This is a genomic window from Maribacter sp. PR1 (assembly GCF_028464145.1).
Taxonomy (GTDB): Bacteria; Bacteroidota; Bacteroidia; order Flavobacteriales; family Flavobacteriaceae; genus Maribacter.
In genome coordinates, this window is record NZ_JAQPCG010000002.1 from 316667 (window position 1) to 335911 (window position 19245).

Here is a 19245-nt window from a genome sequence, read left to right on the forward strand (position 1 = left end):
CTATGTATCTAATTGTTTTTGGGTAGGTAAGGATTCAATGGCTCCAAAATTAGTCGTTGTGATGGCTCCAGCTTTATTTGCCATAGCCACCATTTTGGTGAGCTCTGTTTCATCGTCCAGCAAAGCTTCAAGGCTATCATGTGTAGAAATTTGTTTTAGCAGGCACCCAATAAAAGAGTCGCCGGCACCGGTGGTATCTACAGGGGCCACCTCTATACTCGGAATTGTCTTTGAAAAGTCCTTGGTGCTCAGTAGGGTGCCTTCTTTACCCAAAGTAACTACTATAATAGCAACACCGGTTTCGTGTAGTACGGAGCAAGCCTCATTTAAGTCTTCCTTTCCGGATAGTAATTGGGCTTCTTCTAAACTGAACTTTCCAAGATGTGATTTTTGGATAAAGGGCATGCATTTTTTAATAAAAACATCCTCTTTTTTCTTCCATAGATCTTCCCTATAGTTAGGGTCAAAGCTTATAAAGGAGTCTTTTGTAAGGGCATCGAAGAAGAATCTATTATAGGCTTCCTCTAAATTTCCGCCTAGCATTGCCGTTGCAGCGCCAAAATGAACCATATTGTTCTTAAATTCTTTTTTTAATGCGGGGTCGTATTTAAGTTCCTTGTCCGCTCCCCTGCTAAAAACAAAATCACGTTCGCCATCATCATCGATGGAAACGAAAGCCAAAGTGGTAAAGACCACTGATTTTTGAGCCATTGTGGTATCGACATTATTTTCTTCGAGTACGTTTAACAGAAAATTCCCAAAGGGATCATCGCCAACACATCCCACAAAAACACTTTTGCCTTCTAATTTGCTTATGGCACATGCAACATTTGCAGGGGCGCCACCCGCTTTTTTTGTAAACTCTTTGGCTTTGGATAAATTTTTACCTTGGTTTTCAGCCACAAAATCAATAAGCAGTTCGCCTATGCAAAAAACCTTTTTCATAATGCAATAATGAATATTATAGTTTCTAAGGTAATCAGAAAAAGTAGCTTAGAATATATTTTGTGGTGAATAATTGATTGTTAAAGGTCCGCAGGAGAAACAAAGGTACTTTTTAACTCCCTGGTTTATTACGTCTTGGAAGTTTAATTCTTTGTGGGAATTAATAGAAATCCCTACCTTTTTAGTGCAATTAAAAACCTTTTGAAATGGGAATATTCGATGAGATTAAAAAGAAACTGAGTCACGAATTTATAGACATAGTAGAATGGTTGGATTCGTCCAATGATACTATCGTGCATAGATTTGAAAGATATCAGAACGAAATAAAAAATAATGCCCAGCTAATTGTTCGCGAAGGTCAAACGGCTGTATTTGTGAACGAGGGGCAATTAGCAGATGTTTTTACCGCGGGTACATACACATTGAGCACAAAGAATCTTCCAATTCTTACCACGCTGAAAGGTTGGAAATATGGATTTGATAGCCCATTCAAGGCGGAGGTTTATTTTGTAAATACCAGACTGTTTACCGATGAGAAATGGGGAACCAAAAATCCATTCATGTTGAGTGATAATCGTTTTGGATTAGTAGAAATAAGGGCTTTTGGAACCTATAGTTTTAGAATAATTGACCCGGGCAAATTCGTTGTTGACGTGGTAGGTACAGATGGCAATTTTACGAATTATGAAGTTAACGAGCATCTTAAAAGTCTTATCGTTACCAGGTTTACGGATACTGTGGGTGAGGCCAACTTACCTATTGAATTATATGCCGCAAATACCAGCGAGCTTTCCGAAACCTGCCAAGAAGTAATGCAGCCCGAATTCAATAGGGTAGGAATTGAACTCGAAAAATTCTATATCGAGAATGTTTCCATGCCAGAGGAGCTTAAAAAGGAAATATTTGAGTATAGTCGTTTGGACAAATTGGATATGACCAAACTTTCCCAATTTAAAGCAGCAAAAGCTATGGAGGCTGCCGCTAAAAACGAGGGAGGTACTGCAGGGGCAGGTATGGGCATGGGTATGGGTTTTGTTCTGGCACAACAAATGGGAAATATGATGTCTCAACCATCTAACCAACCTACGGGAAATAAACCCCAACAAGCGGCTGCTCCGGCCCCTCCTCCAGTTCCAGTACAAGTGAGTTATTTTTATGCTCTGGAGAGTCAACAGGCTGGTCCTGTTTCCTTTGATAGGTTAAAGGAGTTGTTTGCAAGCAGGACGATAAATAAAGATACTTTAATATGGAAACAAGGTATGGATAGTTGGACTACGCTGAAGGAAGTTGAGGAATTAAAGTCATTCCTTGGGGGAAATACGCCACCACCTTTGCCAAGTGCCTAAGATTCATTAAATCATTACGTAAGTTCCACTTGTATTAAAAGTGATGACCATTCCTATGGAAGACATTCAACAGTCAGAACATAAAAAAGCATGTGCAAATTGTGGTGCCGAACTAAAGTTTAAACCTGGCTCACATCAACTTACTTGTGAATATTGTGGCTATGAGGAGTTTATAGAGCAGACTAAAAGCAGTTTTGAAGAACTGGAGTTGGCCCATTACTTAAAGGTTGTTGGTGAGAATGCCTATACGGAGACCATTGAATTGTTGCATTGTAAAAACTGTGGAGCCAATCAACATGTAGAGGAAAATTATAAGTCTTTGGATTGTGTTTATTGTGGTGAGCCCCTAATACGGGAAGACATAGAAGTGGAGGGCTGGATTACACCTGGTGCTTTGGTTCCTTTTCAGTTAAATGCCAATAAAGCCAGAACTGTTTTTAAGAAATGGGTAGGAAATCTTTGGTTTACACCAAATAAACTTAAAAGAGCCGCTTTAAATCCAGAAGGCTTACATGGACTGTATGTTCCTTACTGGACTTTCGATGCAGACTTAAATGCATCTTATCAGGGACAAAGAGGTGATTATTATTATGAAACTCAGACGTATAATAGTAACAAAGGAAAAAGGACCCGCCAAGTTAGAAAAACTAGATGGACATATGCCTCCGGTACTGTTGATGGTTTCGTGGATGACATCTTAATAAACGCTTCCAAAAGAAAAAGAATTGATATTCCACTAAAAGTTGCCTTTTGGAACTTAAAGGACTTAGTGGTTTTCAATACCAAATATCTTTCTGGTTTCGTAACCGAAAAATATACGGTTTCACTTAAAGAAGGACATCATCAATCTTTTCAGGAAGCCAAAAATAGAGCATACACTTGGATAAAAAGAGATATCGGTGGAGACACACAAAGAATCGCCAATGCCGACATAAAACTTTCCAATGAAACTTTTAAACACGTATTGCTACCTATTTATATAAGTTCATACCGCTATAATGGAAAGGAATATAATTTCTATATCAATGGGCAAACTGGTAATGTAAGTGGCAATAGACCGTATTCTTTTTGGAAAATTTTCTTTTTAGTGCTCTTTATCCTTGTGATAATTGGACTATTTGCGATTTTTGCACAATGAGATCACGAAGAACCCTAGTTATAGGAGATATACATTCAGGATTAAAGGCGTTAAAAGATTTACTTGAAATAGCCAAGGTTACAACAGAAGATACCTTGATTTTTTTAGGTGATTATATAGATGCTTGGAGCGAGGCTGTTGAGACCGTCAATTTTTTGATTCATTTAAAGACTACACATCACTGTATTTTTCTGAGAGGCAATCACGATGAACTCTGTTACGAGTGGCTTACCGGCGCCGGCGATAACCCTACTTGGTTTATGCATGGTGGTAGGGCAACGGCGCAATCCTATGCAAAAACGGATGAGGAAACCAAAAAGTTGCATATGACTTTTTACGAGGATCTTGAAAATTTCTACTTGAACGAAGAAACCAATAAGCTCTTTCTCCATGCAGGATTTACTCATCTCAAAGGAATAGAACACGAGTATTTTACCAAGTCTTTTTATTGGGATCGTACACTTTGGGAACTTGCCTTGTCCTTAAACCCTAACTTGGACCAAGAAGATGAATATTATCCCAAAAGATTAACACACTACAATGAAATATATATAGGCCATACTCCCGTTACCAGAATGGGCAAAACGACTCCCCAAAATGCGGCTAATGTATGGAATGTGGATACGGGAGCGGCATTTAAGGGGCCATTGACCGCCATGGATATAAAAACAAAGGAATTTTGGCAAAGTGAGCCTGTTTACACCTATTATCCTGAAGAAAAAGGCAGAAATTGAAAAATGAATTTGATTATCATGTTAATTCATTATATTATTAACGAACTTTGATAAAAAATATACTATGGCAGAGAAAAACATAAGATTGGAAGTAATGCAGGCGTTAGAACCTAAGGTTGCCGGCTTTATGGATTCTTTTCTAGTTCCAATAGAAAAGATATGGCAGCCCAGTGATTTTTTACCCGATTCCGAAGATGACGGTTTTTTAGAGAAGGTTAAAGATATTCGAGAGGAATCCAAAGATTTGGGTTACGATTTTTGGGTGACCATGGTTGCCGACACTATTACGGAAGAGGCTTTGCCAACTTATGAATCTTGGCTAATGGACGTGGTTGGGATAGACCAGCATGGAGACTATAAAACCAATGGATGGGCCAAATGGGTTAGGGCATGGACAGGAGAAGAAAATAGACATGGTGATGTATTGAATAAGTACCTCTATTTATCTGGAAGGGTAAATATGAGGGAAATTGAAATTACAACCCAACACTTGATTTCGGATGGTTTTGATATAGGAACCGATAGAGACCCATATAAAAATTTCGTCTATACTTCTTTTCAAGAATTGGCCACGAACATATCGCATAAACGAGTGGGGCAAATGGCAAAGAAAAAGGGAAACGCCTTATTAGGTAAAATGTGTACTATCATTGCAGGTGACGAGATGAGACACCATCTTGCCTACAGGGAATTTGTAAAAACGATATTTGGTGAGGACCCTTCGGGAATGATGTTGGCCTTCGCTGATATGATGAAGAAAAAAATTGTAATGCCTGCCCATTTCTTACGAGAGTCTGGAGGTTCTATTGGGACGGCATTCGAAAATTTCTCTAATTGTGCACAACGTCTGGGTGTTTATACGGCTCAGGACTATGTTGACATTCTTCGAAAGCTAAATACCTACTGGGATTTGGAATCCGTAAGATCTCTAAATGAAGAAGCGGAAAAGGCCCGAGACTACCTATTAAATTTACCAGCGAGGTTAGAACGCATTTCGGAGAGAATGAAGTTTCCTGAGGACCAATACCATTTTAAATGGGTTGAGGCAAACGGCGCACTTTAGGGAATTGACTACACAAAAATTTAAAAACCCCAACTACTTAAGGTTGGGGTTTTTCTTTTGGTTGAATGGGGTATTAAAGCTTTCCGTGTTTATGCTCATCTTGCCATTTTAGCAAATCTTTCCATTTACCTTCATAGCACATTTTAGCCTGCATTGGCCAAGAGGCCGGGTCATGGACTTGGTAGCGCTTTCCGCCACTGTCCAGCACCTTCTGGCAATCTGCGACCGAGGCTTCTGAAAGTGCTTTCCATGTCTTTATCCCGGCATCTTTGAACATCCCCTCTATTTTAGGACCTATTCCTTCCACGACTTTAAGGTCATCTTGCTTTATGGTCTTGCCAAATATAGCCTTGGCCCCGGCACCATCAAAAGGAATAGTGGCAATTGCCGCTTCTGCAGCCATAGAGGCCTTTGAAGCTTCTAGATTTGCCGAGGAGGACACCTTTTTATTACAGGTGTCTAATTCCGCTTTAAGCCTTGCATTTTTGTCTTCCAGTATTTTCAGCTCGGCAGAATTATCAATAGTTGTGTTGCCCGACTTTCCAATAAGGTAGCCTAAAATTCCACAGATTACACCTACTAAAAGCGGTATAAGCCAGCACCAAATATTCATAGTTTCAAAATTCATTTATTTAATAATTTATGGTGAGTCGATTAGTATTAGTCGTTTAAGGTTACTACGGTTTTCCTATTTTTGGACTTCCCTTCCTCAGTGTTATTTTCTTTTCAGCTATTGGTTCGGATTGCCCTTTGGAGGAAGTGTTTATTTTCTCTGCGGAAATGCCATTGCTCATAAGATAATCCTGGGCAAAATTGGCCCTATCCAACCCTAGTTTCGTGTCGACCTGGCCAGTATTTTCCGTATGTCCGACAATGCTTATTGTGGCATTTTCAACTTTATCGATATACCTATGCATATCAGCTACTTTTTGGCGCTGTTCCTGATCAAAATTAATAGAAGCTTCAGCAGTATTAAAATATAGGACTAGCGGTTTTTCCTTAATTTTATCAAATAAAGCAGAAAGTTCTTCTTCGGACGTTGGTAATAAAATGGATGATGAGGAAACGTTAAAGTTATAATTGTCATTGACTTTATAGTAAAAGTCGCCATCCCTAATGGCAAAAGGATATGATGTTGATTCCGGCTGTTCAATTGTGACCGATTCTCTTGGAGGTTCTTTAATCACGGTAGTAGCACATTCACTGCAATAGCTAATGTAGAAATAGGTACCCGCAAGAATTGTAATCAACATCAACAATAAATTTGTTGTTGTTTTACTCATTGCTTAATAATGTTTCGTATTCACCCTACAATGTATTAAAAAATTCTTAAAATTTTGATAAAATGACAGGCTTAATATCTAGTAATCAGGACAAAGTGTTTTTCCATTCATACATGGATTTTTGCCATTCATACACATATTGAAGTTGTAGATATAAATCACTTTCTACCGTAATGTAATTTTTTAGAAATTGTAGTATTAAATAGTATGATTCCTTTTACTCCCGACAAGGTTTCGGCATTGTAGAAGGAAACTTTCAATATTTGAGTTAGTTGGTTTAATAAAGGAGCTCCATCTTTAAAAAGATTTTGGAGCTTTTTTATGCTTACAATTGTATAATTCAGCCAATTATACAAAAGTCAATTCAATATATACATGCGTACCAAATTTTTGGATGGGGAAGTTTTAAATTCAATAGAACAAAATATGGAATAAAATGAAAAAGGTCAGGAAAAGAATTCTTGGATTATTCAAATTCATATGTATGGTTGTTATACTAGGAATTCAAAATTTGATAGCGGGAAGCTGGACCGTAAATGAGTCCAATCAAAAAGCGGTCTAGAGGGTGTTTTACCCCTTAGACCGCTTCTTAAATTTTATTCTGGGACTATATATCGAATTTAATACCCTGAGCAAGGGGTAATTCTGTAGTATAATTAATAGTATTAGTCTGTCTTCTCATATAGACTTTCCAAGCATCCGAACCACTTTCTCTGCCTCCTCCTGTTTCTTTTTCCCCTCCAAAGGCTCCGCCAATTTCTGCACCAGAGGTTCCGATGTTCACATTTGCAATACCGCAATCGCTTCCTGCCACAGAGAGAAATTTTTCTGCCTCCCTTAAATTATTGGTCATTATAGCGGAAGAAAGGCCCTGAACAACACAATTTTGAATTTCAATAGCATTTTCTACATCCCCCGAATATTTTAATAAATAAAGTACGGGTGCAAAAGTTTCATGCTGTACAATCTCATAGTCATTATTTGCTTCAGCAATTGCTGGTTTCACATAACAACCACTTTCATAGCCCTTTCCTTCTAGCACACCTCCGTCAACAATAAGTTTTCCACCTTCTTGAACTACCTTTTTTAATGCTTTTGAATACAGGTTTACCGCATCCTTGTCTATTAATGGTCCAACATGATTGCTCTCATCTAAGGGATTACCTATACTTAACTGATCATAGGCAGATACCAAGGCGTCTTTTACCTGATCATATATTGATTCGTGAATAATTAACCGCCTAGTAGAGGTGCATCTTTGACCCGCAGTACCAACGGCACCAAAAACCGCTCCAATTATGGTCATTTTAATATCAGCATCCGGGGTAACGATAATGGCATTATTACCTCCAAGTTCCAAGAGAGATTTTCCTAGTCTTGCAGCAACAGCTTGGGCAACTATTTTCCCCATTCTAATGGATCCTGTAGCGGATACTAATGGAACTCTTTTGTCGTGGGTCATCATTTCTCCCACTTTGTAATCGCCATTTATTAAGCAGGAAATCCCTTCAGGCAAGTCATTGGCCTTAAATACGGAGGCTGCTATATTTTGGCAGGCAATACCGCATAAGGGAGTTTTTTCCGAAGGCTTCCATATACACACATCACCGCAAACCCAAGCTAAAGCGGTATTCCAAGCCCAAACTGCGACAGGAAAGTTAAAGGCGGAAATTATGCCTACTACGCCCAAGGAATGATATTGTTCGTACATTCTATGCCCAGGACGTTCGGAATGCATGGTTAAACCGTGTAACTGTCGTGAAAGACCAACGGCAAAGTCACAGATATCAATCATTTCTTGTACCTCACCCAACCCTTCTTGGTAACTTTTTCCCATTTCGTAGGAAACTAGTTTCCCCAAAGGTTCTTTTAACTCCCTTAATTTATCACCAAACTGGCGTACAATTTCTCCGCGTTGAGGTGCAGGTTTTTTTCTCCAACTTTTAAAAGCTTCACTCGCCTTGGCAATTACTTTATCAAAATCTGCCTGAGTGGTTGATTTAACCTTGCTGATCATTGCACCATCTACGGGCGAAAATGATTCGATCAAATCTCCGGAAGCAAAATTTTCTGAACCGGTTGAAGTACCGTTATTTATTTCTTTTATACCTAAAGCTGATAGGGCTTCACCAATACCAAACTCTTTTGCAATTTCTGACATTTGTAACTTTTTTTAGCTTTATTGTTAAATTTGAACAAAAGTACAAAGAATAGTTTGCTCCTCACAAACCAAATTCTTTAGATGAATTTTACGGACAGCCAAAGTAAAATACCCACTAATGCGGGTGCACCTTGAATTAAAAAGATTTTTTTGGATACTGTAACCCCACCATAAATTCCTGCAACTAAAACGCATACTAAAAAAAAGAGTGCAACATTGGAGGACCAGATTGGAGAAGAAATCAGCAGGGACCAAAAAAGACCTGCTGCAAGAAAACCATTATAGAGCCCTTGGTTGGCAGCCATACTTTTTGTGGGCACAAATAAATCTTGGGGGAAGTTTCTAAAAACTTTTCTTGCCTTAGTGGTCCAAGCAAACATCTCCAGCCATAAAAAATAGCAATGCAATAAAGCGACCAAAACCGTAACTATTTGGGCAATGCTTATAATCATTCTTCCTTAGCAATAAATCGTTCATCAACAGGCATTATGCTACCGCACTTATTGCATGTTCTAAGTTCTTCGGAACTATAAAAGTGTTTGAAATGTTCCAAAAAATCTTTTTCAATATCGTTAAGCGTAAAATATGCCTCATAGAGTTTGTGGTTACAATTATCACAAAACCAAAGTAGACCATCATCTACATTCATGTCCGCTCTTTTTCGTTCTATAACCAGACCAATTGAATTTTCATGTCTTACGGGTGAATGAGGTACTTTGGCAGGATGTAGATACATGTCGCCAGGGCCAAGTTTCATGGTTTTCTTTTCCCCATCCTCTTGTATGAAAACCTCTATATGACCCTCCAGTTGATAAAAAAGCTCTTCTGTTTCGTTATAATGATAGTCTTTTCGGGCATTTGGACCTGCAACTACCATAACAATGTAGTCACCCGCATCTTTATATAGGTTTTTATTGCCAACGGGTGGTTTTAATGTATGTCTGTTTTCTTCAATCCATTGATTAAGATTGAACGGAGGTTTTATACCCATTTTAATTGTTTTTCTAAAGGTAAAAAAAGTGAACTACTAAACGCAGCTACAAATAAAAAACCTTGGTTTCACGGCAAACAAAAGGCTTGAAAATCTTATTGTATAAAAATTTGGGTAAAATAAAGGTTCCCCGATGCATTTGCCTTTATGCATAAGGCTGAATAGGAGTAGTTGCCCTCTATATTATTACTGTGTTCCAGACTGCTCAACCAAGCAATCATGGCTTCTTGCGGAGTATCATAACCTTTGGCTACATTCTCCGTAACTTTTATAGCTCCTATTTTTGTAGATATACTTTCTGCCCTTGAAGTAAAATTATCATGACTAGTTTTACCTTGGGAAATCATATATTCTGTATGCTCATTCGTAAAATAATAACTGGTGCTTTCGAATTGTAATTACTTAAGTCCGATTGAAATCCTATGTTCATTTATTAACTCAAATAGCTGATTCTCTTTATCGGTTTGGGTATTCGAAGAAACGGTAGTACTTAAATTATTTTGGGCTTCTATTTCTGAATCTTCACTTTTTGAGCAAGCGTGTAAAAGGGTATAACCTAAATGATGGTTTTAATTCACATTTTTTTCATTGGGGGGCTAAAATTTGAATCAACAATAGGCCTACCCATGAGCTTAAAAAGAATATGATCCGTATGGAGCGTGTTTAATTCGTTGATAAGACAAATTCCCAAAAAGGTGGATAATCGACAAACTACATAATAGTTTAGTACATTTTATAGCACCTTTATAAGCAAAGGTAAGGGTTCCAAAAAAGTAGTATTTACTTTAGAGGTATAGGACTTAAAAGCTATTGTTTGTAAAATAGCTGCGTAAAGTAAAAATCCCCATTAGAATCCTGCTTCACACTTACTGCCGTATGTGAAAAACTACCTTCCATTGTTTTTTTATGACTGGAGCTGTTGTACCAACCTTCAAAAGCTTCTACGGCTGTATCATACTCCTTGGCTACGTTCTCGGCTACCATTTCTACGGCAACTTCGGAATTTATGCTTGAGGCCCGAGCGCTAAAATTATCATGACTTATACTTCCTTTGGAAATCATATAATCTGTATGGGTATTGGCATACTTGTAAGCAATTTCACTAAACTTTAATTCATTTAGGTTTAGGGCAACCCTATGGTCATTGACCACGGTCAATAATTCTTGTTCCAATTGAACATTGTTCTCAGCTTCCTCAATGGTTGTTTCTTCCTGTAATGGTTCTGCTGTGCAGGAAAGAAATAAAACAAGCAACACTGGGATAGCATAAAGCGATCTCATTTTCATATAGTGTTCTTTACAAGCAGGCCTTAGCGAATAGCTTTGTAGGAAAGTAAGATTGGGTAATTGTTCTCGTGCTGATTGGGGAAATCAACGATGTAATATTAAATAAAATTGATGTTCGGTACGGTAAAACTTCTATATTTTTCGACCAAATGCTCAGATTTGGCGAACAAGTGTTTTTAGTCGGTGGTTTATTGTTTTTTGTCGAGGGTCTGTATTATTCGGTCAAGTCACCTTTAAGCACATCGTCAAATATGAAAGCACCAATATCTACTAGAGGTGTATATAAAACAGATTCAGTTTTCAATTTCTCGCTGGGAAAATTAAAATTGGTATTCAATCGTTCCATAAAAACCAAGAGCGCACCTAAAATAACTGCCACCTTAAATATTCCAAAAATAGCTCCTGCTAGCTTGTTCAGAATTCCCAACATGGCAAAATCAATAATTTTTGTTAAAATTTTACCTAGAATATGAACGGCCAGAACAATAAGAACGAAAGTAATAATCAAGGCTGCAATGTTGATAAATTTTTCGTCCCATTCCATTCTTTCGGAAAGATAATCTCCCGCTATGTAAGAAAAATGGATGGCGCCATAGATACCTGCAATCAGGGCAATAATTGAGGCAATTTCAATTAATAGGCCATTACTTAAGCCCTTCCAAAGTCCCCACAAGAGTAATAGCCCTAATACAATGTCCAAAAAATTCATCTACCTAGTTTCAACAAATATAAAGCTTTAGATTAGTACCTTTATATCTGAAAATTTCAGCTTTAAGGTATTATAAGTTATTATGGCTAGGGACACAGAATTAAAGGACCGATGGGAGGTTTTGGTGAGCAAGCTCTCCAATAGATTTGCTGATGGTGATGTTTTAGAATTGGATGCCATAATTTACTTGGTCGGCGTACAAGAACTTGGACAGTATCATAGGAAATACAAAAAAGATGATAAGCTGGACCTTATGCATATCGCAATTTGCCGATTGTTGGAACCTTATGGGTATTACGAATTCGATTTTTTTGATGAAGATGGTTGGCCGCATTATAAGGTAAAGGAGAGTCTACCAACCCTAAAAGCTGGAGAACAAGCCGTATTAATGAAGGAGGCCATAGTAGACTATTTTTTAGAAAAGGAATTTATTAGTTAGATGCAAACCAAGCCCTATTACGCCGTAATATTTACCTCTGCTCGTACCGCTGTAGACCAAGGTTATGATGAAATGGCACAGAAAATGGAGGAATTGGCAAAAAACCAACCAGGTTATCTGGGTTTGGAAAGTGCTAGGGAGGAAGTTGGGATAACGGTGAGTTATTGGGATAGTCTTGAAGCGATAGCGAATTGGAAAAGCAATTCAGAACATCTTTTGGCACAATCTAAGGGTATAAAGGATTGGTATAAAAACTACCATGTTCGGGTTTGCCGGGTAGAAAGGGAATATATCTGGAAAAGGAACGTCTAATTACTTCACAACTAAGAATGCCTCTCTTTGAAAACTGATTAAATCCCACTATCTTACTACGAATAAGTAGCCCAGCTGCAGTAAATTCAAGTAAATTTTATGGGAAAATATATTATTTCACTAGATCAGGGTACTACGAGTTCAAGAGCCCTCTTAGTGGATGAAAGAGGTAGGATTCAGGGAATGGTTCAAAAAGAATTCAAGCAGATTTTTCCTAAATCTGGTTGGGTAGAGCACAATGCCAATGAAATATTGGAAACACAGCTAGGTGTTTTAAAAGAATTAATCGCCCAAAATGATGTCGATTTAAACGATGTTCAAGGAATAGGTATCACCAACCAAAGGGAAACAGCCGTAGTTTGGGATAAAAATACGGGAGAACCTATTTATAATGCCATTGTTTGGCAGGATAAGAGAACCGCAGGTATCTGTGAACATCTTAAGAGGGAAGGACTTTCCGAACACGTTAGGAAAACAACAGGCTTGGTTATCGATTCCTATTTTTCCGGTACTAAGGTAAAATGGATTTTGGATAATGTGGAAGGGGCCCGCAAAAAGGCCGATAAAGGAGAGCTGCTATTTGGTACTATTGATTCTTGGTTGGTATGGAATATGACCGTTACCAAGAACCACTTTACGGACTACACCAATGCATCAAGAACCCTTCTGTATGATATCGTAAACCTAAAATGGGACGATAGGCTCTTGGAAGCCATGGAAATCCCTAAAAGTATGCTTCCACAGGTGAAGCCCTCAGCATTCCATTTTGGGGATTTTGAAATCGACGGAGTCAAAATTCCAATTGCAGGGATTGCAGGGGATCAACAGGCGGCATTATTCGGGCAGGGTTGTTTTAAAAAAGGGACGGCAAAAAACACCTATGGGACAGGCTGTTTTATGCTAATGAACACTGGCGAAGAACCTCAATTTTCTAAAAACGGCTTATTGACGACCATTGCCTATGGCTTGGATGGAAAGGTACATTATGCTCTTGAAGGCAGTATATTCATCGCTGGTGCCGCAATACAATGGTTAAGGGATGGACTTGAAATCATAGACGATGCCAAGGAAACTGAGGAGTTGGCAGATTCCGTGAAAGGAGAGAGTTCTGTCTACGTTGTGCCCGCCTTTGCAGGTTTGGGGGCACCATATTGGGACATGTATGCCCGAGGTGCTATTTTTGGCCTCACCAGGGATACGGGAAAGGCTCATTTGGCAAAGGCAACTTTGGAATCCTTGGCGTACCAGACCAAGGATATTCTTAAAGCCATGGAAGATGATTCCGGATTGCAGTTGAAAAACCTTAGGGTAGACGGCGGCGCATGTGCCAACAATTATCTAATGCAATTTCAGGCGGATATTTTGGATACGGAGGTTCACCGGCCGGAAGTTATAGAGTCTACTGCCATGGGAGCGGCATTTTTAGCGGGCATAGAAGTAGGGCTTTGGACACAAGCGGATATTGACCAGAATAGACCTATGAACAGGATATTTGAACCTAGCTTTGACCGTGCCAAAAGAAGACGTTTGTATGCCAAATGGAAAAAGGCTATTGAAAGGTCCAAGGCATGGGAAGAGGAATAAGCTTATTATTTTATCATTAAATTATGAAGTGCGGGGTCTAAGCTCGAGAGCTACCTCCTATCTTTATAGAAGAAAAAGGGTTATGCAGCATATAGAATTCTCCAATTTAAACAGAGCGAAATATATTGAAAGACTAGAAACCGAAACTTTTGACCTGGTGGTTATTGGGGGTGGAATTACGGGTGCTGGGATTGCTTTGGATTCCGCATCAAGGGGTTTAAAAGTAGCGTTGCTGGAAAAAAACGATTTTGCTTCCGGTACGAGTAGTAAGTCCACCAAATTGATACACGGAGGCTTGCGCTATTTAAAGCAATTCGATTTTTGGTTGGTTAAGGAAGTGGGTTCGGAAAGAGCCATTGTTCATAAACTGGCTCCGCATTTGGTACTCCCTGAAAAAATGTTGTTACCCTTGATTGAAAATGGTTCCTATGGAAAATGGTTGACGTCCATAGGGCTGAAGGTGTATGATATTTTGGCTCAGGTCTCGGGCGATGACAAACGGCAAATGTTGGAGAAGAAGGAAGCGTTGAAACTGGAGCCTCTTTTGCCAAAAAAAATATTGAACGGTGCCGGTTATTATGCGGAATATCGAACGGATGATGCACGACTTACCATTGAAAACATAAAAACAAGCTTACGCTTTGGAGCTCAAGCTTTGAACTACGTTACAGTTACCGATTTTATATATAAGAAAGAAAAGGTCGCTGGAGTAAAGGCGAAAGATGAGGTTTCGGGGGCTGAGTTCAATATCAATTCAAAATATGTTATCAGTGCTGCAGGTCCTTGGGTAGATGACTTAAGAGTCCTCAACAATTCTAAAAAAGGAAAACAATTGCATTTAACAAAGGGAGTACATTTGGTTTTTCCTTTTGAAAAGCTTCCCGTGAAACAATCCGTTTATTTTGATATCCCCGATGGTCGAATGATGTTCGCAATCCCTAGGGGCAAGATTACCTATGTTGGTACTACGGATACCAATTATAATGATAATAAGGACAAGGTAAGAACGGATATAGCGGATGCCATTTATCTTATTTCTGCCGTCAACAATATGTTTCCCGACATTCATCTAGAGTTAGATGATATTATTTCCTCTTGGGCGGGATTAAGGCCGCTGATTCATGAAGAGGGAAAGTCCGCATCCGAGTTATCCAGAAAGGACGAGATTTTCGTATCGGATACGGGACTTATTAGTATTGCCGGTGGTAAGTTAACCGGATATCGAAAAATGGCCGAACGGGTCGTGGACCGTGTTGTGGAAAAATTAAAGCTAGAGCACGAAATGGTGTCCAAAAAGTGTTTCACCGATAAAATATCGCTCTGTGGAAATGATAACTTTAAGAAGTTTAAGCACGTAAAAAAATATATTGAAAAAGTTCATGAGCGTATTAAACCAGATGGATTTTCCAAACATGATGCTTGGTTTTTGGTGACGAATTATGGCGAACAAACAGAAGCTATCTTAGCGCTTTATTACCAAAGAAAAGAAAAGGATAACGCTACCAAACTTGTCTTGGCGGAATTGGAATATGGTATCGATTGCGAAATGGTAGAAAATCCTATGGATTTCTTCATCAGAAGAACGGGTAGATTATATTTTGATATTGAAAGCATCAAAACATATATGAAACCGGTCTTGAAAGAGTTTAAAACTATTTTCAAATCGGACGATGCCCAAATTTCGGTATGGAAGGAAACCTTGCAACAGGAAATTAAGGAGCATTCAGATTTTTCCTTGAATAGGGCTTAATCCTGTTTTTTTAGTTTACAAACCATGCGATTTGCTTTCCTTCCTTACTACAATTTATATCCGGACTTTTATAGGGGTCATTGATAAATTCCTCGCTAATTTTTAGAAAGCAAGGGTTGTAAATATCATGACTCTCATTTTTAAAAATAACATGACGACCATTTTTTAAATTTATCAGGGCTCCATTGACATTGCTTGGCGGAGTAACTGGATCTAAACCTCCGGAAATCAGAAGTGTTGGTATATCTGAAACTACAGATTCATTTTCTAAATCATCAGCCCTGAAGGAATGCCAATTGGATAAGGAACCAAGCCCTTCAAAGGTAGCAACATCAAAACCTAACTGTGACTTCTTCAAGATTTCGTCCATTTCGGCGCTATTAAAGAAGGGTAGCTCCTCATAGGCCATAATTGAATTATTCATAGGCCAATTCACAAGGGAATAAATGAATTCTACTCGTTTTAGTGCATTGATGATGGGTTCTGAATATCCTTGCTCCAAGGCCTCAATAATATTTGGAATATAGGCTATGGAATAGCTGCTATAAAGAGATTGATGCAATATTAATAGGGCGTCTCTATAATTCAGTACCAATACTTCTGAATCATAATTTAATTGTAGGGGTTGTGTTTTTAATTTATTTAGGGTTTTAAATAAACGATTTTTAAGATCAGGATATCGTTCGTTGCATTTATCGTTTAGTTTACATTGCGCCAATACCTCGAAAAGAGAATTTTCAAAATTTAAAATCAAGTCACCAAACAATCCTATTTCCGGAGGAAAAACCCCTATGAATGTAGAAGAGCGAATACTTTTAGGGAAATCGCGCATTATCGTCAAACCCAATCTTGTACCATAGGAAGCTCCATAAAGATTCCATTTTTCATAGCCCAATACTTTACGCAGATCCTCAAAATCGGCAGCATTTTCCCGACTATTATATCCGGCGAGATCAACTTCTTTTTTCTTAAGCGTATTTTTACATTTATTGAAGATAGAGTCCAATGCCAATTCTTCCCCTTTAGCATCTAAATCTCTTCTTATTATTTTAAATATTGCCTGCCCCACATTTATACAGTTTGCAGCTGATTCTCCAGTTCCACGTTGGTCCATAAGAATAACATCCCTATCATCTCTAAGTGGGTGATTTTTCCAATACTCCTCCATAATCAAAGTAGCTGCACCAGGTCCTCCCTGCAAATAAACAATTGGTGCCTTGGTAGAATCTAATTTTTTAGCCTTCAGTATTTTGTATACTAATTGGAGTGTCCTGGAATTAGGATTAGCTCGGTTTTCAGGTACCTCCAAAACTCCATCAATGGAGGCATACTCAGGAGTCGTATCGCATGAGGTCAGTAGGATAGCAATAAAAAATAGTATAAATAAACGCATGTTTTCTATCACTTTGATAATCTGAAAGATAATAAAACAAATTAATCCAATTTCTCCGTCAAGGCTACAAAAACTTTTTTGGCATTTTTACTTTCATAAAGTACCTCATACACCGCATCAATAATGGGGGTTTTCACTTTTTTCTTAAAATCGTTCTTTATTTGGTAGGCACTTTTGGTGGCGTAATACCCCTCGGCGACCATGCTCATTTCCATTTGTGCACTCTTTACGGTATAGCCTTTACCAATCATGTTTCCGAACATTCGGTTTCTACTAAATGTAGAATACCCGGTAACCAATAAATCTCCCAAATAGGCGGATTGGTTTATATTCCGATCTATTTTATGTATTCTTTTGGTGTAGCGTTTCATTTCCCGAATCGCATTGCTCATCAATACACTCTGAAAATTATCTCCATAACCAAGGCCATGGGCAATACCGGCTGCGATGGCGTAAATGTTTTTTAGCATTGCGGCATACTCGGTGCCTATAATGTCCTTTGTTATTTTGGTCTTTATGAAACTACTAGAGAGGTTTGTGGCCACCAATTTGGCTTTTGCTGAATCGGCACAGGCTATCGTTAGATAAGAAAGTCGTTCCATGGCGACCTCTTCGGCGTGGCAAGGCCCTGTAATCACTCCTATATTTTCAAAAGGAATATTATAGGTATCATGAAAATGATGACCAACAATTTTTCCGGTTTCGGGTACGATACCTTTAATGGCGGAAAATATGATTTTATCATCCAAGGACACGGTAAGTTTGGCCAATTCTTCCATTAAAAAAGCAGATGGAATGGCAAATATCAAGATATCGGCATATTCCACTATTTCATTAATGTCATCCGTTAGGAATAGCTGCTCGGTCTTAAACTCCACAGAGGTAAGATAGTTGGGATTGTGCTTTTGTATTTTCAGATATCCAATGGCATCGGAGTTTCTCATATACCAGCCCACCATATCTTGGTTGGCGGTTAACATTTTAACTATCGCGGTGGCCCAACTCCCGCCTCCCAATACTGCAAATTTCACTTCTTCCTTCATACAATTAAAATATTAATACAAAATTACCAAATAATAAATTGCGTATGATATAATGATTATCAATTAGTTATGTTTTTTGGCACGGTGCTTGTTTTCTTTTAATCGGAATTAAAACTATAGGTTATGAAACATGTAAAACTACTTTTCGGATATGCATTACTGGCGACTTTATTGGTTTCCTGCTATGCAGATGTTATTGTGGAGGATGAATTCATTGAGGAATCCGCCTTCAATACAGACCAGGTTTTGCAATCGTACGACCTATGGTATGTAGATATCAATGAAACCCGTGGAAATGGGCAAGTTCCTTTTTTACAAAGGGCCTTTACCGTTAGTTTTGATCGTGGCACTTTTTATGCCAATAATAATATTGTGGGTATCGGGAAGACTGGAAACGGATTTGGAATCGATGTTGGTTTTTATGATGTGTACCGTGGCGTGGTAGAAATAGATCATGATGTGGATGGTACTTGGTTATTGGAGGTGTACGCCGTAAACGGAAGTACGATAGAGCTCTACGACCCCAGCACGGATACATCATATATACTGCAAGGTTATCAAATAAGCAATTTTGATTACGACCAGGTGTTTTATGATAATATCAATTACTTTATCCAGGAGTACGATGCTTGGGAAAAGACCTATACCAGTAATGAAGGGGAATTGAACGATTTTGATGACGAAAACTTTCTTAAATTTCTACCCAATATGTTTCGTTCTTCGGTCGACGCACCTGGAACGTCCTTGGGTAACCTGCAATGGGATTATGAAGGAAATTATCAGGTCTATGATGTTGCCAACGATGCTTCCTTAAAGACCTTGACCTTGGATTATGATTTTTTTGGTAACGATTATTTTGAGCTTTACGTAATCAATGATGGTACGATAGAATTATACCACCCAGATAGCGGAACCATTTACGAATTTAAGCGTAGGGGATCTCAGCAATATTTAAAAACAGGCAAAGGTGCCGTAGCTAAGAAAAGAATAAAGACTTCCCATCCTACCATGGATGTGGTAAGGAAGCGAGCAAAATAGTTTTTAGGTTGGTTAGTTGTTCAAACCGC

At 38.5% G+C, this 19245-nt stretch carries 19 protein-coding genes and 1 pseudogene; 9 read left to right on the plus strand and 11 right to left on the minus strand.

The annotated features are described in order from the left end of the window. The gene (locus PP182_RS05030) at nucleotides 1-945 is read right to left on the minus strand and encodes a carbohydrate kinase family protein (protein WP_272650242.1); all 945 of its coding nucleotides are present in this window, start codon (nucleotides 943-945) and stop codon (nucleotides 1-3) included. Between the two features lie 206 nt (nucleotides 946-1151). Between PP182_RS05030 and PP182_RS05035 the strand changes: the two genes are divergently transcribed. The 4 genes from PP182_RS05035 to PP182_RS05050 all read left to right on the plus strand — a co-directional run bounded on the left by PP182_RS05035 (nucleotide 1152) and on the right by PP182_RS05050 (nucleotide 5226). Further along, nucleotides 1152-2291 (plus strand): SPFH domain-containing protein, encoded by a 1140-nt coding sequence (locus PP182_RS05035; protein ID WP_272650243.1) that lies wholly within the window; start codon nucleotides 1152-1154, stop codon nucleotides 2289-2291. Nucleotides 2292-2346: 55 nt separating this feature from the next. Continuing rightward, entirely contained in the window at nucleotides 2347-3429 is a 1083-nt protein-coding gene (locus PP182_RS05040) for a DNA helicase PriA (protein WP_272650517.1), read from the plus strand. After that, complete coding sequence (locus PP182_RS05045) at nucleotides 3426-4163, plus strand: metallophosphoesterase (RefSeq protein ID WP_272650244.1); 738 nt, start codon at nucleotides 3426-3428, stop codon at nucleotides 4161-4163. Before PP182_RS05040 ends, PP182_RS05045 begins: the two co-directional genes overlap by 4 nt. A gap of 64 nt (nucleotides 4164-4227) precedes the next feature. After that, nucleotides 4228-5226 (plus strand): acyl-ACP desaturase, encoded by a 999-nt coding sequence (locus PP182_RS05050; protein WP_272650245.1) that lies wholly within the window; start codon nucleotides 4228-4230, stop codon nucleotides 5224-5226. A gap of 73 nt (nucleotides 5227-5299) precedes the next feature. Here PP182_RS05050 and PP182_RS05055 read toward each other — a convergent pair whose 3' ends face one another. From PP182_RS05055 to PP182_RS05090, 8 genes and pseudogenes are all read right to left on the minus strand, one after another. After that, on the minus strand, nucleotides 5300-5854 hold the full coding sequence (locus tag PP182_RS05055) for a hypothetical protein (protein WP_272650246.1): 555 nt from the start codon (nucleotides 5852-5854) through the stop codon (nucleotides 5300-5302). 49 nt (nucleotides 5855-5903) lie between these two features. Then, on the minus strand, nucleotides 5904-6509 hold the full coding sequence (locus tag PP182_RS05060) for an OmpA family protein (protein ID WP_272650247.1): 606 nt from the start codon (nucleotides 6507-6509) through the stop codon (nucleotides 5904-5906). A gap of 607 nt (nucleotides 6510-7116) precedes the next feature. Continuing rightward, entirely contained in the window at nucleotides 7117-8670 is a 1554-nt protein-coding gene (gene amaB / locus PP182_RS05065; RefSeq protein WP_272650248.1) for an L-piperidine-6-carboxylate dehydrogenase, read from the minus strand. A gap of 77 nt (nucleotides 8671-8747) precedes the next feature. Next, on the minus strand, nucleotides 8748-9122 hold the full coding sequence (locus tag PP182_RS05070) for a DUF1304 domain-containing protein (RefSeq protein ID WP_272650249.1): 375 nt from the start codon (nucleotides 9120-9122) through the stop codon (nucleotides 8748-8750). Beyond that, nucleotides 9119-9661 (minus strand): 3-hydroxyanthranilate 3,4-dioxygenase, encoded by a 543-nt coding sequence (locus tag PP182_RS05075; RefSeq protein WP_272650250.1) that lies wholly within the window; start codon nucleotides 9659-9661, stop codon nucleotides 9119-9121. Before PP182_RS05075 ends, PP182_RS05070 begins: the two co-directional genes overlap by 4 nt. Before the next feature lie 95 nt (nucleotides 9662-9756). Next, nucleotides 9757-10017: pseudogene (locus PP182_RS05080) on the minus strand (CAP domain-containing protein); the annotation flags it as partial. A 451-nt stretch (nucleotides 10018-10468) separates the two neighbouring features. Further along, a complete protein-coding gene (locus tag PP182_RS05085; RefSeq protein WP_272650251.1) occupies nucleotides 10469-10948 on the minus strand; it encodes a CAP domain-containing protein in 480 nt (159 codons plus the stop codon). 214 nt (nucleotides 10949-11162) lie between these two features. Further along, nucleotides 11163-11657 carry a CvpA family protein gene (locus tag PP182_RS05090; protein WP_272650252.1) on the minus strand — a complete coding sequence of 165 codons (495 nt, stop codon included), beginning with the start codon at nucleotides 11655-11657 and terminating at the stop codon, nucleotides 11163-11165. Nucleotides 11658-11739: 82 nt separating this feature from the next. Between PP182_RS05090 and PP182_RS05095 the strand changes: the two genes are divergently transcribed. From PP182_RS05095 to PP182_RS05110, 4 genes are all read left to right on the plus strand, one after another. Continuing rightward, nucleotides 11740-12096 carry a hypothetical protein gene (locus tag PP182_RS05095; protein WP_272650253.1) on the plus strand — a complete coding sequence of 119 codons (357 nt, stop codon included), beginning with the start codon at nucleotides 11740-11742 and terminating at the stop codon, nucleotides 12094-12096. After that, a complete protein-coding gene (locus tag PP182_RS05100; RefSeq protein ID WP_272650254.1) occupies nucleotides 12097-12408 on the plus strand; it encodes an antibiotic biosynthesis monooxygenase family protein in 312 nt (103 codons plus the stop codon). 99 nt (nucleotides 12409-12507) lie between these two features. Further along, nucleotides 12508-13992, plus strand: coding sequence for a glycerol kinase GlpK (glpK, locus tag PP182_RS05105; protein ID WP_272650255.1), 1485 nt, complete (start codon nucleotides 12508-12510; stop codon nucleotides 13990-13992). 82 nt (nucleotides 13993-14074) lie between these two features. Continuing rightward, nucleotides 14075-15742, plus strand: a complete 1668-nt coding sequence (locus tag PP182_RS05110) for a glycerol-3-phosphate dehydrogenase/oxidase (protein WP_272650256.1) — start codon at nucleotides 14075-14077, stop codon at nucleotides 15740-15742. Between the two features lie 10 nt (nucleotides 15743-15752). On the opposite strand, the gene PP182_RS05115 is transcribed toward PP182_RS05110, so the two are convergent. Continuing rightward, nucleotides 15753-17135, minus strand: a complete 1383-nt coding sequence (locus PP182_RS05115; RefSeq protein ID WP_272650257.1) for an alpha/beta fold hydrolase — start codon at nucleotides 17133-17135, stop codon at nucleotides 15753-15755. A gap of 41 nt (nucleotides 17136-17176) precedes the next feature. Next, nucleotides 17177-18178, minus strand: a complete 1002-nt coding sequence (locus PP182_RS05120; RefSeq protein WP_272650258.1) for an NAD(P)H-dependent glycerol-3-phosphate dehydrogenase — start codon at nucleotides 18176-18178, stop codon at nucleotides 17177-17179. Between the two features lie 123 nt (nucleotides 18179-18301). On the opposite strand from PP182_RS05120, the gene PP182_RS05125 reads away from it, so the two are divergent. Continuing rightward, the gene (locus PP182_RS05125; protein WP_272650259.1) at nucleotides 18302-19216 is read left to right on the plus strand and encodes a nicotinic acid mononucleotide adenyltransferase; all 915 of its coding nucleotides are present in this window, start codon (nucleotides 18302-18304) and stop codon (nucleotides 19214-19216) included. Nucleotides 19217-19245: the final 29 nt, after the last annotated feature.